11 protein-coding genes are annotated in these 15,830 nt (G+C 38.8%); 3 read left to right on the forward strand and 8 right to left on the reverse strand.

Features of this window, described 5'->3' with window-relative positions; all coding sequences use genetic code 11:
* Positions 1 to 636: 636 nt before the first annotated feature.
* On the reverse strand, positions 637 to 870 hold the full coding sequence (locus tag AN486_RS04895) for a hypothetical protein (protein ID WP_039200269.1): 234 nt from the start codon (positions 868 to 870) through the stop codon (positions 637 to 639).
* An 809-nt stretch (positions 871 to 1,679) separates the two neighbouring features.
* Between AN486_RS04895 and AN486_RS04900 the strand changes: the two genes are divergently transcribed.
* Positions 1,680 to 3,722 (forward strand): NAD(P)/FAD-dependent oxidoreductase, encoded by a 2,043-nt coding sequence (locus tag AN486_RS04900; protein ID WP_053538558.1) that lies wholly within the window; start codon positions 1,680 to 1,682, stop codon positions 3,720 to 3,722.
* Positions 3,723 to 4,122: 400 nt separating this feature from the next.
* On the opposite strand, the gene dnaX is transcribed toward AN486_RS04900, so the two are convergent.
* Complete coding sequence (gene dnaX, locus AN486_RS04905; protein WP_053538557.1) at positions 4,123 to 6,456, reverse strand: DNA polymerase III subunit gamma/tau; 2,334 nt, start codon at positions 6,454 to 6,456, stop codon at positions 4,123 to 4,125.
* 719 nt (positions 6,457 to 7,175) lie between these two features.
* Here dnaX and AN486_RS04910 point away from each other — a divergent pair.
* Both AN486_RS04910 and AN486_RS04915 read left to right on the forward strand, forming a co-directional pair.
* Positions 7,176 to 7,823 (forward strand): hypothetical protein, encoded by a 648-nt coding sequence (locus AN486_RS04910; protein WP_234413334.1) that lies wholly within the window; start codon positions 7,176 to 7,178, stop codon positions 7,821 to 7,823.
* A gap of 13 nt (positions 7,824 to 7,836) precedes the next feature.
* Entirely contained in the window at positions 7,837 to 10,758 is a 2,922-nt protein-coding gene (locus AN486_RS04915; RefSeq protein ID WP_053538554.1) for a tetratricopeptide repeat protein, read from the forward strand.
* Positions 10,759 to 11,212: 454 nt separating this feature from the next.
* On the opposite strand, the gene AN486_RS04920 is transcribed toward AN486_RS04915, so the two are convergent.
* From AN486_RS04920 to AN486_RS04945, 6 genes are all read right to left on the reverse strand, one after another.
* A complete protein-coding gene (locus AN486_RS04920) occupies positions 11,213 to 12,421 on the reverse strand; it encodes a translation elongation factor (RefSeq protein WP_081424169.1) in 1,209 nt (402 codons plus the stop codon).
* Positions 12,414 to 13,259, reverse strand: a complete 846-nt coding sequence (locus tag AN486_RS04925) for a DNA adenine methylase (protein WP_027402257.1) — start codon at positions 13,257 to 13,259, stop codon at positions 12,414 to 12,416. The genes AN486_RS04920 and AN486_RS04925 overlap by 8 nt, the downstream gene beginning before the upstream one ends.
* Positions 13,260 to 13,389: 130 nt before the next feature.
* Positions 13,390 to 13,614, reverse strand: a complete 225-nt coding sequence (locus AN486_RS04930; protein WP_027402256.1) for an alfin — start codon at positions 13,612 to 13,614, stop codon at positions 13,390 to 13,392.
* 156 nt (positions 13,615 to 13,770) lie between these two features.
* A complete protein-coding gene (locus tag AN486_RS04935; protein WP_168634853.1) occupies positions 13,771 to 13,923 on the reverse strand; it encodes a hypothetical protein in 153 nt (50 codons plus the stop codon).
* 159 nt (positions 13,924 to 14,082) lie between these two features.
* Positions 14,083 to 14,775 carry a Uma2 family endonuclease gene (locus AN486_RS04940; RefSeq protein ID WP_053541218.1) on the reverse strand — a complete coding sequence of 231 codons (693 nt, stop codon included), beginning with the start codon at positions 14,773 to 14,775 and terminating at the stop codon, positions 14,083 to 14,085.
* Between the two features lie 29 nt (positions 14,776 to 14,804).
* On the reverse strand, positions 14,805 to 15,554 hold the full coding sequence (locus tag AN486_RS04945; RefSeq protein ID WP_190384176.1) for a cobalt-precorrin-6A reductase: 750 nt from the start codon (positions 15,552 to 15,554) through the stop codon (positions 14,805 to 14,807).
* Positions 15,555 to 15,830 lie beyond the last annotated feature (276 nt).

The following is a 15,830-nucleotide window of genomic DNA, read 5'->3' on the forward strand; positions in this document are numbered from 1 at the left end:
AATGGGTAAGTTTTTGACTATAAAGAGAATCTATCCCAATTTATTTAAGGAATAAATAATTAAAGGTTAAGGAAAATTTAAAAAACTAGAATAACAGCTTATGTGTTAACCCTGTGTTTTCGGTTCTTCGGTTATTTTTATGGAAACCCTGGTTCAAAATCATTGAAAGCCCTATTGTGTAGGCATTTCATTGAAAATATGGAAATAATTGTTTATAACCCTTGTCCCGTAAGGGTTTTGTTATCATCAATCCTCAATCACCATAAAAGAGACGCAAGAGCCGTGTTTTCTAACTTTCAGTAATTTTTGTTCTATCAATTTGGTCTTATTCCCTAATACCTTGTCCAAATTAGAAAAAGCCTTGATTTGTAGGTTGGGTTGTGGAACGTAAACGTTCGCGGAGCAATTAGCATAAAACCCAACAAATGCGTTGGGTTGCGCTGTCGCTTAACCCAACAAAGCAGGAAATGGACAAGGTATTGATTCCCACAATAGATCATATCTGAAGGTGGAACGATAGCTTACCTTTACGTAACTTGTTTGCGTAGCATTCTGTAGAAAGCGCTAAAAAATAAGTATTAATACTGGAGCAAGCAACCAATTAGTTATGACCTTCTCAAGTATATATTGTAGGTATTAAGGAAAGTTTTCCCATGCTTGAGTAACCAACTGACTTAACCAGCGTCTTTGTTGTCTATCTAACATTTGATCATCCGCTAATACTTGGGTCGTTAATTGATCTAAGGACTGACCCTGGGCGCGAACAACTCTAACTACACCAGCAATTACCGCAGCAACTAGTTCTTCATCAACTGGCTGTTTTCTGAGTGCAGATATTTCTTGGGGACTGTCTGGGATAGGATAATTCATGGCGTGGGTTTAGGAAATTTACAATATGAACAATAAACATAAGAATTCAGGGGTCAGGAGTCAGGATGTAGGGGCGCAGGGCTTGCGCCCAGTCAGGAGTCAGGAGTATGGCTAACGCCACGCCACGCTATCAGGAGTTTAGGAGAAAGAAATTGAAGAATAGAGAATGGAATTTCTCCCCTGTTCCCTGTTCCCTGTTTCCTTCCATCTCAAACCTTATGTATCCTGAGTCCTTATACTTGATAAATTATAAGATCTCGCGGTAAGTGGGAAACTCAGTCCTTTTAGGGCTGAGAGGGAAGCGACACGAGCGATTTTAACCGCTGTGGATATTAAAATTGAAACCAGATTTTTGATTGGAATCTGGAAACCAACTCCCATTTCTGGGGTAATGTTAGCTAGATGCCTCCGGCACGCTGGCGCGAACGACCTGTTATAAGAGCTTTTTAGACTTGCAACACTGTTTCAGTGACCTTAAAACTGTTTAATTGCAAATGACAGAGCAGGGAACTAGTGAAGCAGCGCGGTCTTGGGGGTTTCCCCCATGAGCGACTGCTGAACCCCGAAGGGGCAACGCATTCGGTGGGTGTCGTGACTCAAATAACGGCTACCATGAGAGTAAACTCAGGGTGGTCTGGTCAGTACGGCTTGCTTGATTTCTCTTACAAGCCCAGTCCCTTTAGGGCTGGGTTACTGACTAAAATTCTTTATGGGATCTTTATGAAGTTAATCAGCGCAGATTCTAACCTAGTTTCTGCCTTTTTTTAATCTGTCTAACTGAGTAGATTGATAGGAGATATCAGAAAAATATGCAAGAACTTCTTTATTTAGAAATTCCTACGCCCGATACAGTATCCGTTAGCAAATGGCTACAAACAGATTTTGTTGTTGAAAATGGGCAAAAATTAATTACCCCAGATGGTTTGCGGTTGAGAGGCGCGGTTCAAAGTACCACTTCTGGTGATGTAGAACTGTCTATATTTGTGTGGTCGGTGCAGCGAACAACTTATCTCAAGGTATTCCGTTGGGGAGATGAACCTTTTCCAGGGGAGAGAGGTATTCTCCAATCTCTGACACAGGAAATTAGAGGTCGCTTTCCTAATTGCTACCCGGAACTACCTGTCATTGATGCCCAAAATTCAATTTTCGCAGAGCTAGAACCTTATTATCCCTTAACTGTTAAGTATTTTCAGAAAATGTCTAATGGGGAATATCACCTCAACCGGGCTTACTGGTGGGAACAACGGTGGCGCGAAGGGGTAAGAAATCCGCAAAAGCCCCGTCAAGTGGTATTTTATCAAGGGAATAGCCAGGAAACATCACCTGTTCTTTCTCCTGCTGCTAGTCCTGAGTATGACCTAATTTATATTGGTGGTGCTTTGGGGTCAATTCATGCCGCAGTCATGGCTAAATTGGGCTATAAGGTGCTATTGGTGGAAAGATTACCTTTTGGTAAAATGAACAGAGAATGGAATATTTCTCGTGATGAGATCCAAAGTTTAATCAATTTGGGTTTGTTAACAAATGCTGAATTAGCAGAAATTATTTCTAGGGAGTATAAGGACGGTTTTAATAAGTTTTTTGATGGGAATAATCCTGCTAAGTTAAAATCCCCTGTTCTCCACACTCCTACTGTTCTGAATATAGCTTTAGATTCAGAAAGGTTACTGGCATTATGTGGAGAAAAACTTCAAGCTGCTGGTGGTGATATTTGGGACGAAACGGAGTTTTCCCAGGTGAATATTAGTTCTACACAAGTTGCTATTAATGTCAAACATTTGCCTACTGGAAATGAACGGCAAGTGAGTGGAAGGTTGTTGATAGATGCAATGGGAACGGCTTCACCGATTGCTTGGCAATTAAATGGTGGTCGGGCTTTTGATAGTGTGTGTCCAACGGTGGGAGCGGTGATTGAAAAGGGCTTTGAACCTGGGGTTTGGGATTCTGAATATGGGGATGTTCTCTATAGTCATGGGGATATTTCTAGGGGACGACAATTGATTTGGGAGTTGTTTCCTGGGGTTGGGGAAGAGTTGACGATTTATCTGTTTCACTATCATGAGGTGAATGAGCAAAATCCCGGTTCTCTGTTGGAAATGTATGAGGATTTTTTCACAATTTTGCCAGAGTATCGGCGTTGTGATTTGGATAAATTAGTGTGGAGGAAACCCACTTTTGGCTATATACCGGGACATTTTAGTGTAGATAGTAGCGATCGCACTATTGCAGTTGATAGATTAATTTCCATTGGTGATGCTGCTTCTTTGCAGTCTCCTCTAGTTTTTACTGGTTTTGGTTCTTTAGTCCGCAATTTAGACCGATTAACTACTCTGTTAAATATCGCGCTCAAACATGATTTATTAAGTCAGCAACACTTAAATAAAATTCGGGCTTACCAAAGTAATGTGGCGGTAATGTGGTTGTTTTCTAAGGGAATGATGGTTCCCACGGGCAAATTTATCGCCCCCCAAATGATAAATGCGATGCTGAATACTTTCTTTGGGTTATTAACAGATGAAACCCCGGAAGTTACAGATAATTTCATTAAAGATCGTTGTGATTGGTTCACTTTTAACCGTCTAGCTTTGAAAGCAGCCCTGAAAAATCCGGCTTTATTATTGTGGATTTGGCAATTAGCTGGTTGGCGAGATTTATTACGTTGGCTGGGTAATTATGTTAGCTTTGCTCGTCATGCTTTAGTCAGTCTGATTTTGGGGACATGGTTTCCAAAATTCTTAAAATGGAATCAATCTTGGTTAGAAAATCGCTTTCCAGGATTATGGTTACAATTGTTAGTAATTAACTATGCAATTTCTACTGGTAGACCACGATTACCGCCAGTGTTGCGTTAGTTTTAGGGACTTCCAAGAAATAAATTATCCTGATTAACGAACCACGGAGGCGCAGAGGACACAGAGGAATAAGGGTTTGAGAGATTTTTGCGTTAGGTGGTTTATCGGTTGTCAAGAGATTGCTTCCTTTCACTCGCAATGACAACTCATGCAGCACAGGTTTATTAGAGACTTCCAATCAAAAAAATATCCCAAAATTTCTTGTGGTGCGGGACGAATTGCCCGCTAATCATCAAGGACGGGCAAGGATGCCCATCCCACAAAATTGGATCATTTTTTTGTGGAGTTCTCTTAGGAACGCAAATTTAATAACCTGCAATTCTGATGTAATCTGGAATGGTGCGTTACGCTGTCGCTAACACACCCTACTTTTGCACCTTATTTAATTCACATTCCTTATTTAATTATATTCATCATCAACATAGGATTCATATATCTCCGGTGTTTCTGCGGAACTAACAGAGTCCGATAGTTGGAAACTGTCATCTGTCATCCGAATAATTTCTCCCGAAAAGAATTTGGCTAAACTTTCCGCAGCTTTAACGACTCCATCATGATCCCAATTTGATGGAGATGGTGACACCGGTGGCGGAGAAAGAGTTTGTACTGGTGCTGTATTGGTAACAACAGGCTCAATTTGGACTGGTGTAGGTGATGGCGTGGATACTGTAGCTACTGGTTGTGGTGTGGGTTGTGGTTCTGGTGTTTGTTGATATGTTTGTTGGGGTGGTTGTTGAACTGGAGGAGAAGTTTGTGGTGGTGGATTTCTTCTGGTAGATGTGGCGTTTGCAGTGGTAGCTTTTTCTAAAGTAACTTGAATTTCTTGCTGGAAAGTTTGTCTAAAGGCTGTGGTGATAATAGGTAAATAAGATTTCACTTTGTCATACCAAACCGCTTTTACACCTACACGGGCAGTATGACCATTAAATTCCATTAAATGGCACATTTGACCCAGTAATGCTTGTGTGGGTAACTGTTGAATATGTCCACGAACTTGTTGCCAAAGTTGAGTTAAATCGTATTGTGAACCTTCTCCTGGTGGTTGTACTGCTGCTGTTTGATAGTTGGTAGGTGGTGGTGGAGGTAGAGGTTCTGATGTTGGTGGTGCGAAATTAACAGATGGATTATGATTTGTGGGTGGATATGCTGGTGGTGCAGCAACGGGTGGATAGGTTGGGGTTGCGGTTGTATTGATTCTTGGCGGGATATTTGCAGTTGGGATTTGAATATTGGCACTGGGTAATAATCCCAGTAATGTTACTTCTAACCATAACCGGGGTTGAGTGGTGTTTTTTAGTTGGACTTCGGCTGTTCTCAGGTGTTGTTGTCCTAGCAAGATGGTACTGATGTCAAATTTTTGGGCAAATTCAACTAATGATGTCCAAGTTGACTGAGTACAAGCCACTAAATCTTGACGATTGGGGGCAGTTTTAGCGATGAGAAAATCTCGATAAAAAGCGGCGAGATTTTGGAGAATAATTAGGGGTTCTCGTCCTCTATCGAGGATTTTCCGGGTAGTGTCTAGGACTATTTCTGCTTGATCTTGAGCGATCGCTTCTAACAATCCAAATAGGTCTTTTTCGCTGACTGAACCCACCAAATCCCAAACTTTATCCGGTGTCACTTCCCCAGCGACTAAAGCTAATTGATCTAATAAACTTTCTGCATCTCTTAATCCCCCTTGGGCAATTTGTCCCACTAAAGTCAGGGAATCATGGGAAATATTAATACTTTCTTTATCGGCAATATGTGTTAAATGTTTTACCATTGCCTCTAACTGAATCCGTCGAAAATCAAACCTTTGACAACGAGAAATAATTGTTGGTAATACCCTTTGTGGGTCTGTTGTCGCCAGAACAAAAACAACGTACTTAGGTGGTTCTTCTAGGGTTTTAAGTAACGCATTAAACGCTGCGGTACTTAGCATATGACAGTTATGTACTAGTAATCCATTAGCTACAAAGTTATGATTATCCTCAACTTCCAGATCATAAACTCGCTCAACTCCAGCGAGGTGAACAGATTCTACCTTTTCCAAATTTGTAAATGAGCGTGCCGCATCCACATTCACAGGGGATAGTATCTTCATTCCTTCTTTTACGTCTTTGGCTGCTATCCATCCCTGATCAGTCCTGATTAAATGATTACTTGTACACTTAATTTCTCTGTGAGTTGTTTTGATAACTAAAGTTTGCTTTTCCCCTTGATCTAACCAACGGACAACTTTTTTAAATTCCCATTTTTTAGAGGATTCATTGTAACTAAGAACTTTTTGTCCTTTAATATTCGGGTTGTCAATGCGAACAAGTCCGGTATTAGTGAGAATTAAAGAATCTCCTGTTAGACATTCATCAATCACATATACTTTATAACGGCACTGCATCGGGGCAAACTGCGCCCGTTCAATCAGTTCCCGGATATTATCAACACCAGTATTACTAGCAGCGTCAATTTCAATAACATCAGTAGAATAGCCTTTAGTAATACCCTGACAGATTTCACAAACGCCGCAGGGTTGGGGGGTTGGCTGGTTGCCTTGGAGACAATTGAGAGATTTGGCGAGAATTCTCGCACTGGAAGTTTTTCCTGTACCTCTGGGGCCAGTGAACAAATAGGCAGGGGCGATTTTCGCTGAGAGGATGGCATTTGTTAGGGTAGTAGCGATCGCCTCTTGACCCACTAGTTCAGCGAAGCTCTTTGGCCGATACTTATGGTGCAGTGGTTCGTAAGACATGGAGACAGGTTTAAATCCGTATATCCCAGGTAAATTTTAGGGTTTTACCATTCTAACAACTCATGGCATTCGATTTTGGATTGACAATTTTGGATTTTGGATTAACTTCACCCTAAGAGAACTCCACAAAAAGAAATGCCCAATGTCATTCTGTTCGCGCAGCGTGCCAGAGGCGTTACGAAACGAAGTGTAGTGAAGAATCTCAAGAGATGCTTCGTTTCGCTATGGCTAACGCCACGCTCCGCGAACGCTACACTCAGCATGACAAAACAGGATCATTTATTTTGTGGCTTACTCTAAAGGACGGGTCTTGTAGCAAGTTTTTTAATCTAAAATCTAAAATTTTTTATTTACAGTCTCTTACGCTGTTGTGTACTATACTACAAACGGTTCATAGTTTAAAGAAAGATGGAACCCCCCTCCAAACCTCTCCAGTATTAAATGTTATTCCTTTTCCCTCTCCTCTTAGGAGAGGGTTAGGGAGAGGCTTTAAACTTGTTCTTTGTGTTATAAAAAAGTCCAAGTTTTAACCGTTTTGAGTATAAGTAGGTTGGCGTTAAAAATTGTCGTTATGACAAGGGAAGAGGTTTTGGGTAACTTTACTTTTCGTTACATATTACTCTTCAAGAAGCCGCTCCGCGTCTACGGTTTTTTTCCGTTCACCTACTTAGTCACTCCCACAGCTAAAATTTTAATAGGCAACATCAATGGTGCATCAAATGTTCAAGCGGCTAATTCAATGGCTCAAAAAAATTTTTCGGCACTTGTTTGGTGGTAAACAAAATCTCACCCTCAGTCGAGAGGAAGTCCCCACACAAGTAGCTCCACCCCTAAGTGATACAGATTTAGAATTTCTATTTACAGAACTACTAGAAGGGGTTCATCAGGTCAAGGGACAAGCTTGGGCGCAAAAATGGTTACATAGTCTTGAACATCGTGTTAGTACGGAACAGTGGTTAGAATGGTTAATCCGTTTTGGAGACAGATTATTAGCATCTGCTAAACCTCATAATGAATTAGCAGCCAGATTAGTCCAACTTGGTGAGCTAGGAGTTGGGGAAATCAGTAATCTGTCCTACGATATAGGCATGAAAGTCTTAACACTTAATCCAGGAGAACCAATTTGGGAATATGACGGTCCTGATGTAATGGAGAGTAATCCCTTAGTATCTGCCAACACAGAGGAAAATTTATCCGAAGGGGAATACAAAACTGTTACCCTAGATGAACTGTTGATGATGTTACAACAGGATGAGAACCTATGTGAGCAAATCTCCCAACAACTAGGAGTGGAAACACAAAATCCCGAAGAGATTATTCAGGTATTGGTTAATCAGTATAATGAAGCGAAGGAACCTTCTGTATAATAAAAATTGGCAGATGTTCAGGTGGCTCTTGCAGTGGCTTAACAGATTTTTACAGTACCCCTTTGGCAGTCTTGGGATAAGTGATCCCAAGTCTAGTCAAGGCAATCTGGTGGCAGATCAACCACCAGAACTTACGAATGCGGATCTAGAGTCCTTATTTAACGAACTCCTAGAAGGAGTACATCAAGCGCGAGGACAACAATGGGCATTCAAGTATTTACAGCGGATGGAACCGCGTATTACTGTTGACCGTTGGATAGATTGGCTGTTGATATTTGGAGACAAATTATTAGCTTCTCCCGCACCGAATCTTCAGTTAGCGGAGCGGATGGTGAAACTGGGTGAGTTGAGTATGGGAGAGGTTAGTAACTTGTCCTATGACATTGGGATGCAGCTATTGCGGCGCAATCTTAATCAGGAGTATGAAAGTACGCAAGAGTCACAGGAGTGGGAAATTTCCATCCCTACACAGGAGGAGTTAGATACTCCTGGTCAAGAATTGCTGCGCCAATTTGGGGAGCAAATCTGGCAATATCAGGAAATGGAACCTCTGAGTCATCCACAATCCCCAATGGTTGAGGATCTATTCACTGGTGAGTCTCTAGAGTTAAGTCATGAGTCTTTGGCTGAAGATATTTTTGACAATACTGCCAAGACGGAAAATGACTATCAGAGTTATGAGCATAAAATTCAGGAATTTTCCCAGAATGTTGAGGATGTAATTGCCGATCCAGAATCTCGAATGGAGAAAAGCTGGCACGAGCCTTGGGTAAATTTAGAACCGCAGTTAGCATCCACTTTCGATGAGTTGGTGGTGCGGTTAGAGCAAAGTAACGATCTTGTTCAGCGGTTAGCGTCGGAATTGGCAATTCGTGATGGTCAGATTGTGCAGCAATCTAGATCACAAGTGGTTGTTACTAATCCGGCAGAAAGTTTATTTTATGAAGGGTTACAGCAAGCTAAGGCTGGAAAGTTATTAGCGGCTTTGTATTTGTATGAACGAGCTAGTCAAATCCAACCTCAAGCTTATGAATATTGGTTTAATCAGGGGCTGACACTGTTTTATTTGCAACGGTTTACAGAGGCGATCGCTGCTTATAACCAAACACTGGCTCTCAAACCCGATTTCTATAAGGTTTGGTATAACCGAGGCGGTATTCTCGGTGAGTTGGGAGACTTTGATGCGGCTATTGCTTCTTTTGATCAAGCGATCGCTATTCAACCAAATTACCAACCAGCTTGGTCTAGCAGAGGCTTGGCATTACTCAAGTTAGGTTTGATCGGGGAAGCCATTGATAGTTATGATCAAGCCTTGAATTTAGAACCCCAAGATGCGGAAACTTGGTATTACCGAGGTATAGCTTTAGCTGTGGTTGAGCAATATGCAGAGGCGATCGCTAGTTACGACCAAGCTCTCCATCTCGAACCCAACTATCATGAAGTATGGATAGACCGGGGGGTAGTGCTATTTAGTTTAAAACAATGGTCAGAAGCGATTGAGTCTTGGGATCAAGCTCTGGCTGTGCAACCAGAATTTTATTTAGCTTGGTATAACCGGGGTGTGTCCTTTGAAAACTTAGGTTGTCGGGAAGATGCGATCGCCTCCTATCAACAAGCGATCGCCATCAAACCCGATTTCCATCCGGCATGGTATAACCAAGCTGTAGCCCTATTTTACCTAGATCGTTTCCCTCAAGCCATTTCCTGCTATGACAGTGCCTTGGAAATGAAACTAGACTATTGGGAAGCTTGGCTAGGAAGAGGGGCGGCTGCTGGTCATCTCACCCCCCAACAATCATCACTAATTATCGTTAGTAGCATTTCTGCCGCCAATCCCAACCTGAACTTAGGCGGTTATGAAGGCAAATTAGCCAGTTATCAAGAAGGTTTAAAATATCTTCGCCCCGATACTCATCCAGAAGGTTGGGGAAGATTACATATAGCTGTTGGTAATACTTATTACGAGCAAGGCAAAAAAGAAACTGCACATCGGGATTATTGGCATCATGCCATGTCTGAATACCAATTGGCACTATCCACCCTAACACCAGAAGATTTTCCCGAATTCCATTTAGAAATTTTGCAACTTCTCGCCAAAGTCCTTGTCTGCTTAGGAGAAACAACAACCGCACAAGAACTACAAAAATGGGGAATTGAACTATTACAACAATTACTCACTCAGCCCACCCGTTCTGATGAAAATAAAAAACAACTGTTACTAAAATTCATAGGTTTAGGACAACTAGCAGTTGATTTGGCTGTAAATACAGGAGACCTAGTAGAAGCTTGGGAAATCGCTGAACAGGGTAAAAATAATTGTTTACAGTGGTTAATACCTGATTTAAATTATCAACTTCAGTCGGGGAATTATCACGGTATTCAAAAATTACTGAATCCCTCCACAGCTATAATTTATTGGCATATTAGTCCAGCCGCTTTGCACACATTCATTATCAAAGATCAAGCCCCATCTCCCATTTTACTTTTTACACCTATCCAAGATATAGAAGCAATTCCAGAGGGAGTAAGACGCTTAATTGAGTTTGAACAATGGTTAGCAGATTGGCAACAGTCAGCAACACTATCCAAACTGTTAGAGTTGCAAAATATCTTGAATATTTCCACAATTATTCAAGAATTGGAAGGGGTAGAGACAATCATTTTAATTCCTCACCGTGACCTATACAAGTTACCTTTGCACAGTTTATTTAAGCTGTCTTTTGTTTCGGTAGCCTCTGCAAAGGTGGCAAATTATAATATTAGCTATCTACCCAGTGTAGCTATGGGAATTTATTTACAATCTCAATCATCTTCTAATGGTCATCAGGACTATCCTCTACTTAAATCTGATAGCGAAGCGCGATATAGGAATCAATTAGCATCAGAAATCATTAGCGAAACCTTTGCTATTTCTCAGGATTTTCTGAGTTATTAAGAGATGATTGTTAACAGTTGACTGTTAAGGTAATACTGCTCGGTTAAGCCTAAAAAGTAATTATACGGTAGGTTGGGTTGAGGAACGAAACCCAACATTATCAAGGATTTTGTTAGGTTTCGCTGTTAAGGGACTGCCAAGAAATAAAGTTCCCAATTAATGATAATGATCATCATTGGTAATGTCTTTTAATTATCCCTCTTATATATTTAACCGACCTTCCGCACCCTAAACTGTCACACAACGAAAAATGGTCGTTTGGGGATTTGAGATTGGCGATAGCGAAGCGCTGCTGCAAGCAGTTCGCCACCTAAGATTTCGACGATTTTGTATCAAAATTATCATCAAAGGTATTCAAAAATCCGAAATTACCGATTGTGACACTGGGGGGTGCGGAATGTGGGATTTAAACTTTAAGAGGGATAGGCTATTATCTTACACCTCTATATCTAATTTACTCATCAGAAATCATACTTAATATCCATGCTATCCATCGTCTAACTGTGCTAGAAGTTTTATAAAAAACCTGATATTGTAAAATTTTTCTAATAAAATATAATATTTTTATTTTATGCCTTTTTTTTAAATAATCTGTGCTTTCATCACTTAACTTAAAGTTGATTTCTTTAGTATTTATGTCTTTATATTTTTCAACAAATCCAAGATATCTAGCAGCATCAGTATAATAAGTAGTCTGTCGTTGATTAAATTGATAATTTGCTGTAATCTCTTCCTTTGTAAGCTCTTTATTTAACAAAATTGTTAGTAAATCTATAATTCTTGCAAATGTATTTGCTTGTGGAAATGGAATATCTGTTGGTTCAGGGGCTATCGTAATAGATTTAAATACTTCAGATACATCATCATGAGTTATTATTTCGGGTGCTATAACATAATTTTTTTGCTCTACTAACTTTATAGAATTGTAATCTAATAAATTCTCAAATTTGTATATAAAGAAGCTAAATATATTACTAGAATTAGAGTAAGTCATTAAAACTGGAATTACCTCTTTTGTTCTAATTTTATTAGACCATAGTTGATATGGATAATAAAGCTGCCTAATTAAAAAATTATCCACATCATATAATTTAGCTTCCACTAATACAAAATAATTTTCACTCTCAAACCCTGCATCTATTTCACACTGAGAGTTATCAACTTCAATTTGATACTGTTTATTATCTACTTTATCTTTTATAAAAAAATTAAACTTACCTGTAGACATTCGACCATAAACAGTTTGTTTAAAAACTTCTCCATTACTATTAATTAAATCATCTATAATATCTATATTGAAAGCACAACTTAAAGCTGCACTTTCTGAAAAGAGATTACAATAATCTATACTTTCTATACTGGAAGGAAAATCAACAGGAGTAGGTTCTAAACAAGCGTCATAATCAACATTTAAATAAGTATCAAATCTGCCTATTATATATTTATTTCTGGAAATAGGTAATATAGACAGCTTATGTTGTTTAAAGATTTTAGGCAAAGTATGATAATGATCAAACTTTGCCATTAACCTACTTTCTCTGAATTCATTAATACTATTGGACTCTATCTCAAAGTATCCTATTTCATTTATTTTTTCCAAAATAGAGTATTTTTCAAATAGTGCTTCCCAAGCAATATCATTTTTAGTATTTTTATCACTCATAGTTTTTTACTAAAATCTCATCCACTTTACCTCTTTTTTTACCATTACAATTTATCGCTCTTATAGCTGAGATTTTTGTGTGCAGATAATCTTTATAGAGGTCTTCGATAAATTCTGTACAAGCATTACTTAGTAAAATATGACAACCCCTACTGTTTAGATCATCAAATACCTCTTTTAATCTTCTCTGTTCCTGTTTATTGAAACCGTTAACATCGTAGCCAGTAAAAGAAGCAGTTTCGGAAACTGGATCATAAGGAGGATCGAGATATATAAAATCTCCTCGTTTGGCATCTTTAACAGCTTCTTGAAAATCAGAGTTTAATATTCTAACTTGATTTTCATTTAAATATTTATTAACTGCTTTTAAAACAGCTATATCTAAAATATTTGGATTTTTATATTTGCCAAAAGGTACATTAAATTGACCTTGAGAATTAACTCTAAATAACCCATTATAACAAGTTTTATTTAAGAAAATAATCCTGGATGCTCGTTGAACTTCTGTTTTAGACTTGAAATTCTTTTCTCGATCCCAGTCTCTAATATCATAATAATAATATTCATTATTTTTGTGATTTTTTAAATCCTCAATTAGTTCATCTAAAGAATTTTTAATTATTTTGTAACAATTTATCAATTCAGCATTACTGTCATTAATGACAGCTTTTTTAGGTTGCAAACTAAACAAAAGCGCACCACCACCAATAAAAGGCTCGTAGTAGGTTTGAAGATTATAATTTTTAGGCAGGTGATTGGCTAGAATTGTCGGCACAAGCTGTCTTTTTCCTCCTGCCCACTTTACAAAGGGTTTGACTAACGGATTAACTGATACCATTTTATGACCTGTAAATTATTAAGTGACAATAGCTTATTGATACTATTGTACTATATAATTGATATTTTCGTCTAGAATCCAGATTATACTATATTTTTTGGAAAAATCTGGATTTTTGAGAATTATTGGATTATTCCCAGTTTAATTGACATTCATGTTGATCAAATTCCCAATCAATACATACATCAGATATGGAGTCCATCGAATTTATTATATTAAAAACTTGAAGTTTATCTTCTTGTTGATATAAGCTAACAGCATATAAAATAATAGCAGCTAACCAAGCATCAAGTCGTCTAGCAAATTCAAGTGTCCAATCATATCTTTCTTCAACAGTAGGTTGATAATTAATCACAGGAGTAGCTGTTTAGTGTGTTAATTTTGACAGACAAACCAGAAATTTCCTTCATGCAGAAAGTGTGATAGAAAAAAGAATCCCTGAAAGCCTGAAACCTTAAATCCGCAAATATTTCTGACACGGAACTTGCATGAAGTCTTACGGGTAAAGGATTCACAGAATTAACACACTAGTAGCTGTTGATTTATGTGATGGAGGGTAAGGTAGTTGAATCAATCCAGGTAAAACACCTAAAATATGAAATTCAGTTTCATTGTCACTCACATCAATTAATTGCCATTCAGTATTATTTGAGTATAAAGGCATATTAAAAAATAAATAATTTCCTCGTTCGTAAGTGTTACTTGTATTCCATATATCCCAAGATCGTAAAGCTTTTACTAACACTTTCTGCCATCGAATATTATCGGTTGACGCTCACGGAAGCCTCATTAATTTACAATCTGCTATATTCCCAATCACCAATTATCTATTTTGTAAAAATTCCGCGTGTTCAGGTGAATTTAATCCGGCTTGTAAAACTGCTAAAACCTGAGTCATGTCACCTGACAATAATGCTGGCACTGCTAACCATAAACCTGGCATAACTTGACTTTTGATAACACCATTAGCATCGGGTTCAAGAGAGATATATTCACTTTCATGTAATTGAAACCAATTTAGTTTTTTTTCTAAACTTTGCCAAACAATATATTCTTGAATACCGTTGCGACGATAAGCCTTTTTTTTATCATGCAAATCATAAGCTGCACTACTAGCAGCAATTTCGGCAACTAATTCTGGTGAACCTTCAATATAGTCATCTGCTGTAATGCGGGACTTTCCTCCTAAACTTTGATCAATGAATAGAATTCCATCGGGTTGGGGTTCGTTATCTTGATCTAATCTAATTGTGGGTTCAATACCTAACTTGACACCGGGTGTAGCAATTTGATAATTCCCTAACCAAATTACCAGTTTTGCATGGGGTTCTGCATGACGTTGAAAGCGTAAGGGTGATGCCACGTAAACTACTCCTTCGATTAATTCGGCTTTTTTAACATGGAGACTTTCTGTATAACGACGTTCAAATTCGTGGCGTGATAGGCGATCGCCACTTTCTAAAGGTAAAATCAGATTTTGAGGAGTATTGTTAATATCTGGTTTCTTAATCACCATGTTGCGTCCCTCCATTAATTACCTTAATTTTATAAAATATCCAACTTGTCAAACAACCATTTACACGCACTATCCACGTCTGGAACTTGTTCTCCTGGGGGTACAGGTGGACGATTTACCATCACAACCTTAATTCCGAGTTTCCTAGCAGCGATAATTTTGGGATAGGTGGCACTACCACCGCTATTTTTACTAACAATGGTATCTATATTATATTTGAGTAAAATTTCCTGTTCGTTTTCTAAAGTAAAGGGACCGCGATCGCATAAAATTAATCCAGGTGGAATGATAACATCAGTATTTGGTGGATCAATCATCCGCATTAAAAACCAAATTCCCTGTGAATTTGCAAAAGTCGCAATTTCTTGTCTACCAATTGTTAAAAATACTCGTTTAGCTTGATTTGCTAACACAGCAGCAGCAGCGAGATTATTTTCTACTTCTAACCAGCAATCATCTCCTAATTTTTCCCAAGGTGGACGAATTACCATTAATCGCGGAATACCTATTTCCTGTGTCGCTGCGGCGGCATTTTCAGAAATCTGATTAGCGAAAGGATGAGTAGCATCAATTAATATATCAATTTGCATTTCTCGCAAATAACCAACCAATCCTGGGACACCACCAAAACCGCCAATCCGCACATTACCAACAAGATTAGCAGGTTTACGAGTTCGACCGGCTAAAGAAGCGATCGCCTCAATACCAGGAATATTTGCTACCTTAGCAGCCAATTCCACTGCATCACCAATTCCACCGAGAATTAAAACCCGCAACATATCAATTTTGGATTTTGGATTTTAGATTTCTACGAAGTTTGCACTTGAATGAAATACATCCTAGTACAAAACGGCGTAAATAAACCAACCATTCTAAATCCTCTAAAAGCCTATACTGTCTTCATTTTGACTTTTGACTTCCGCTTTGCGGTACTAGTCCCATCCTTGGTTGCGTGGCTATCGTGTACACACAAATTACAGCGATTTTTAATCATATAAGGTACATCTTAGCCCCCTCATCGCTTGCGGGGAGGGGGTTGGGGGTGGGGTTCTTGT

This window comes from Anabaena sp. AL93 (assembly GCF_001672085.1).
In the GTDB taxonomy this organism is placed as follows: Bacteria; Cyanobacteriota; Cyanobacteriia; order Cyanobacteriales; family Nostocaceae; genus Dolichospermum; species Dolichospermum heterosporum.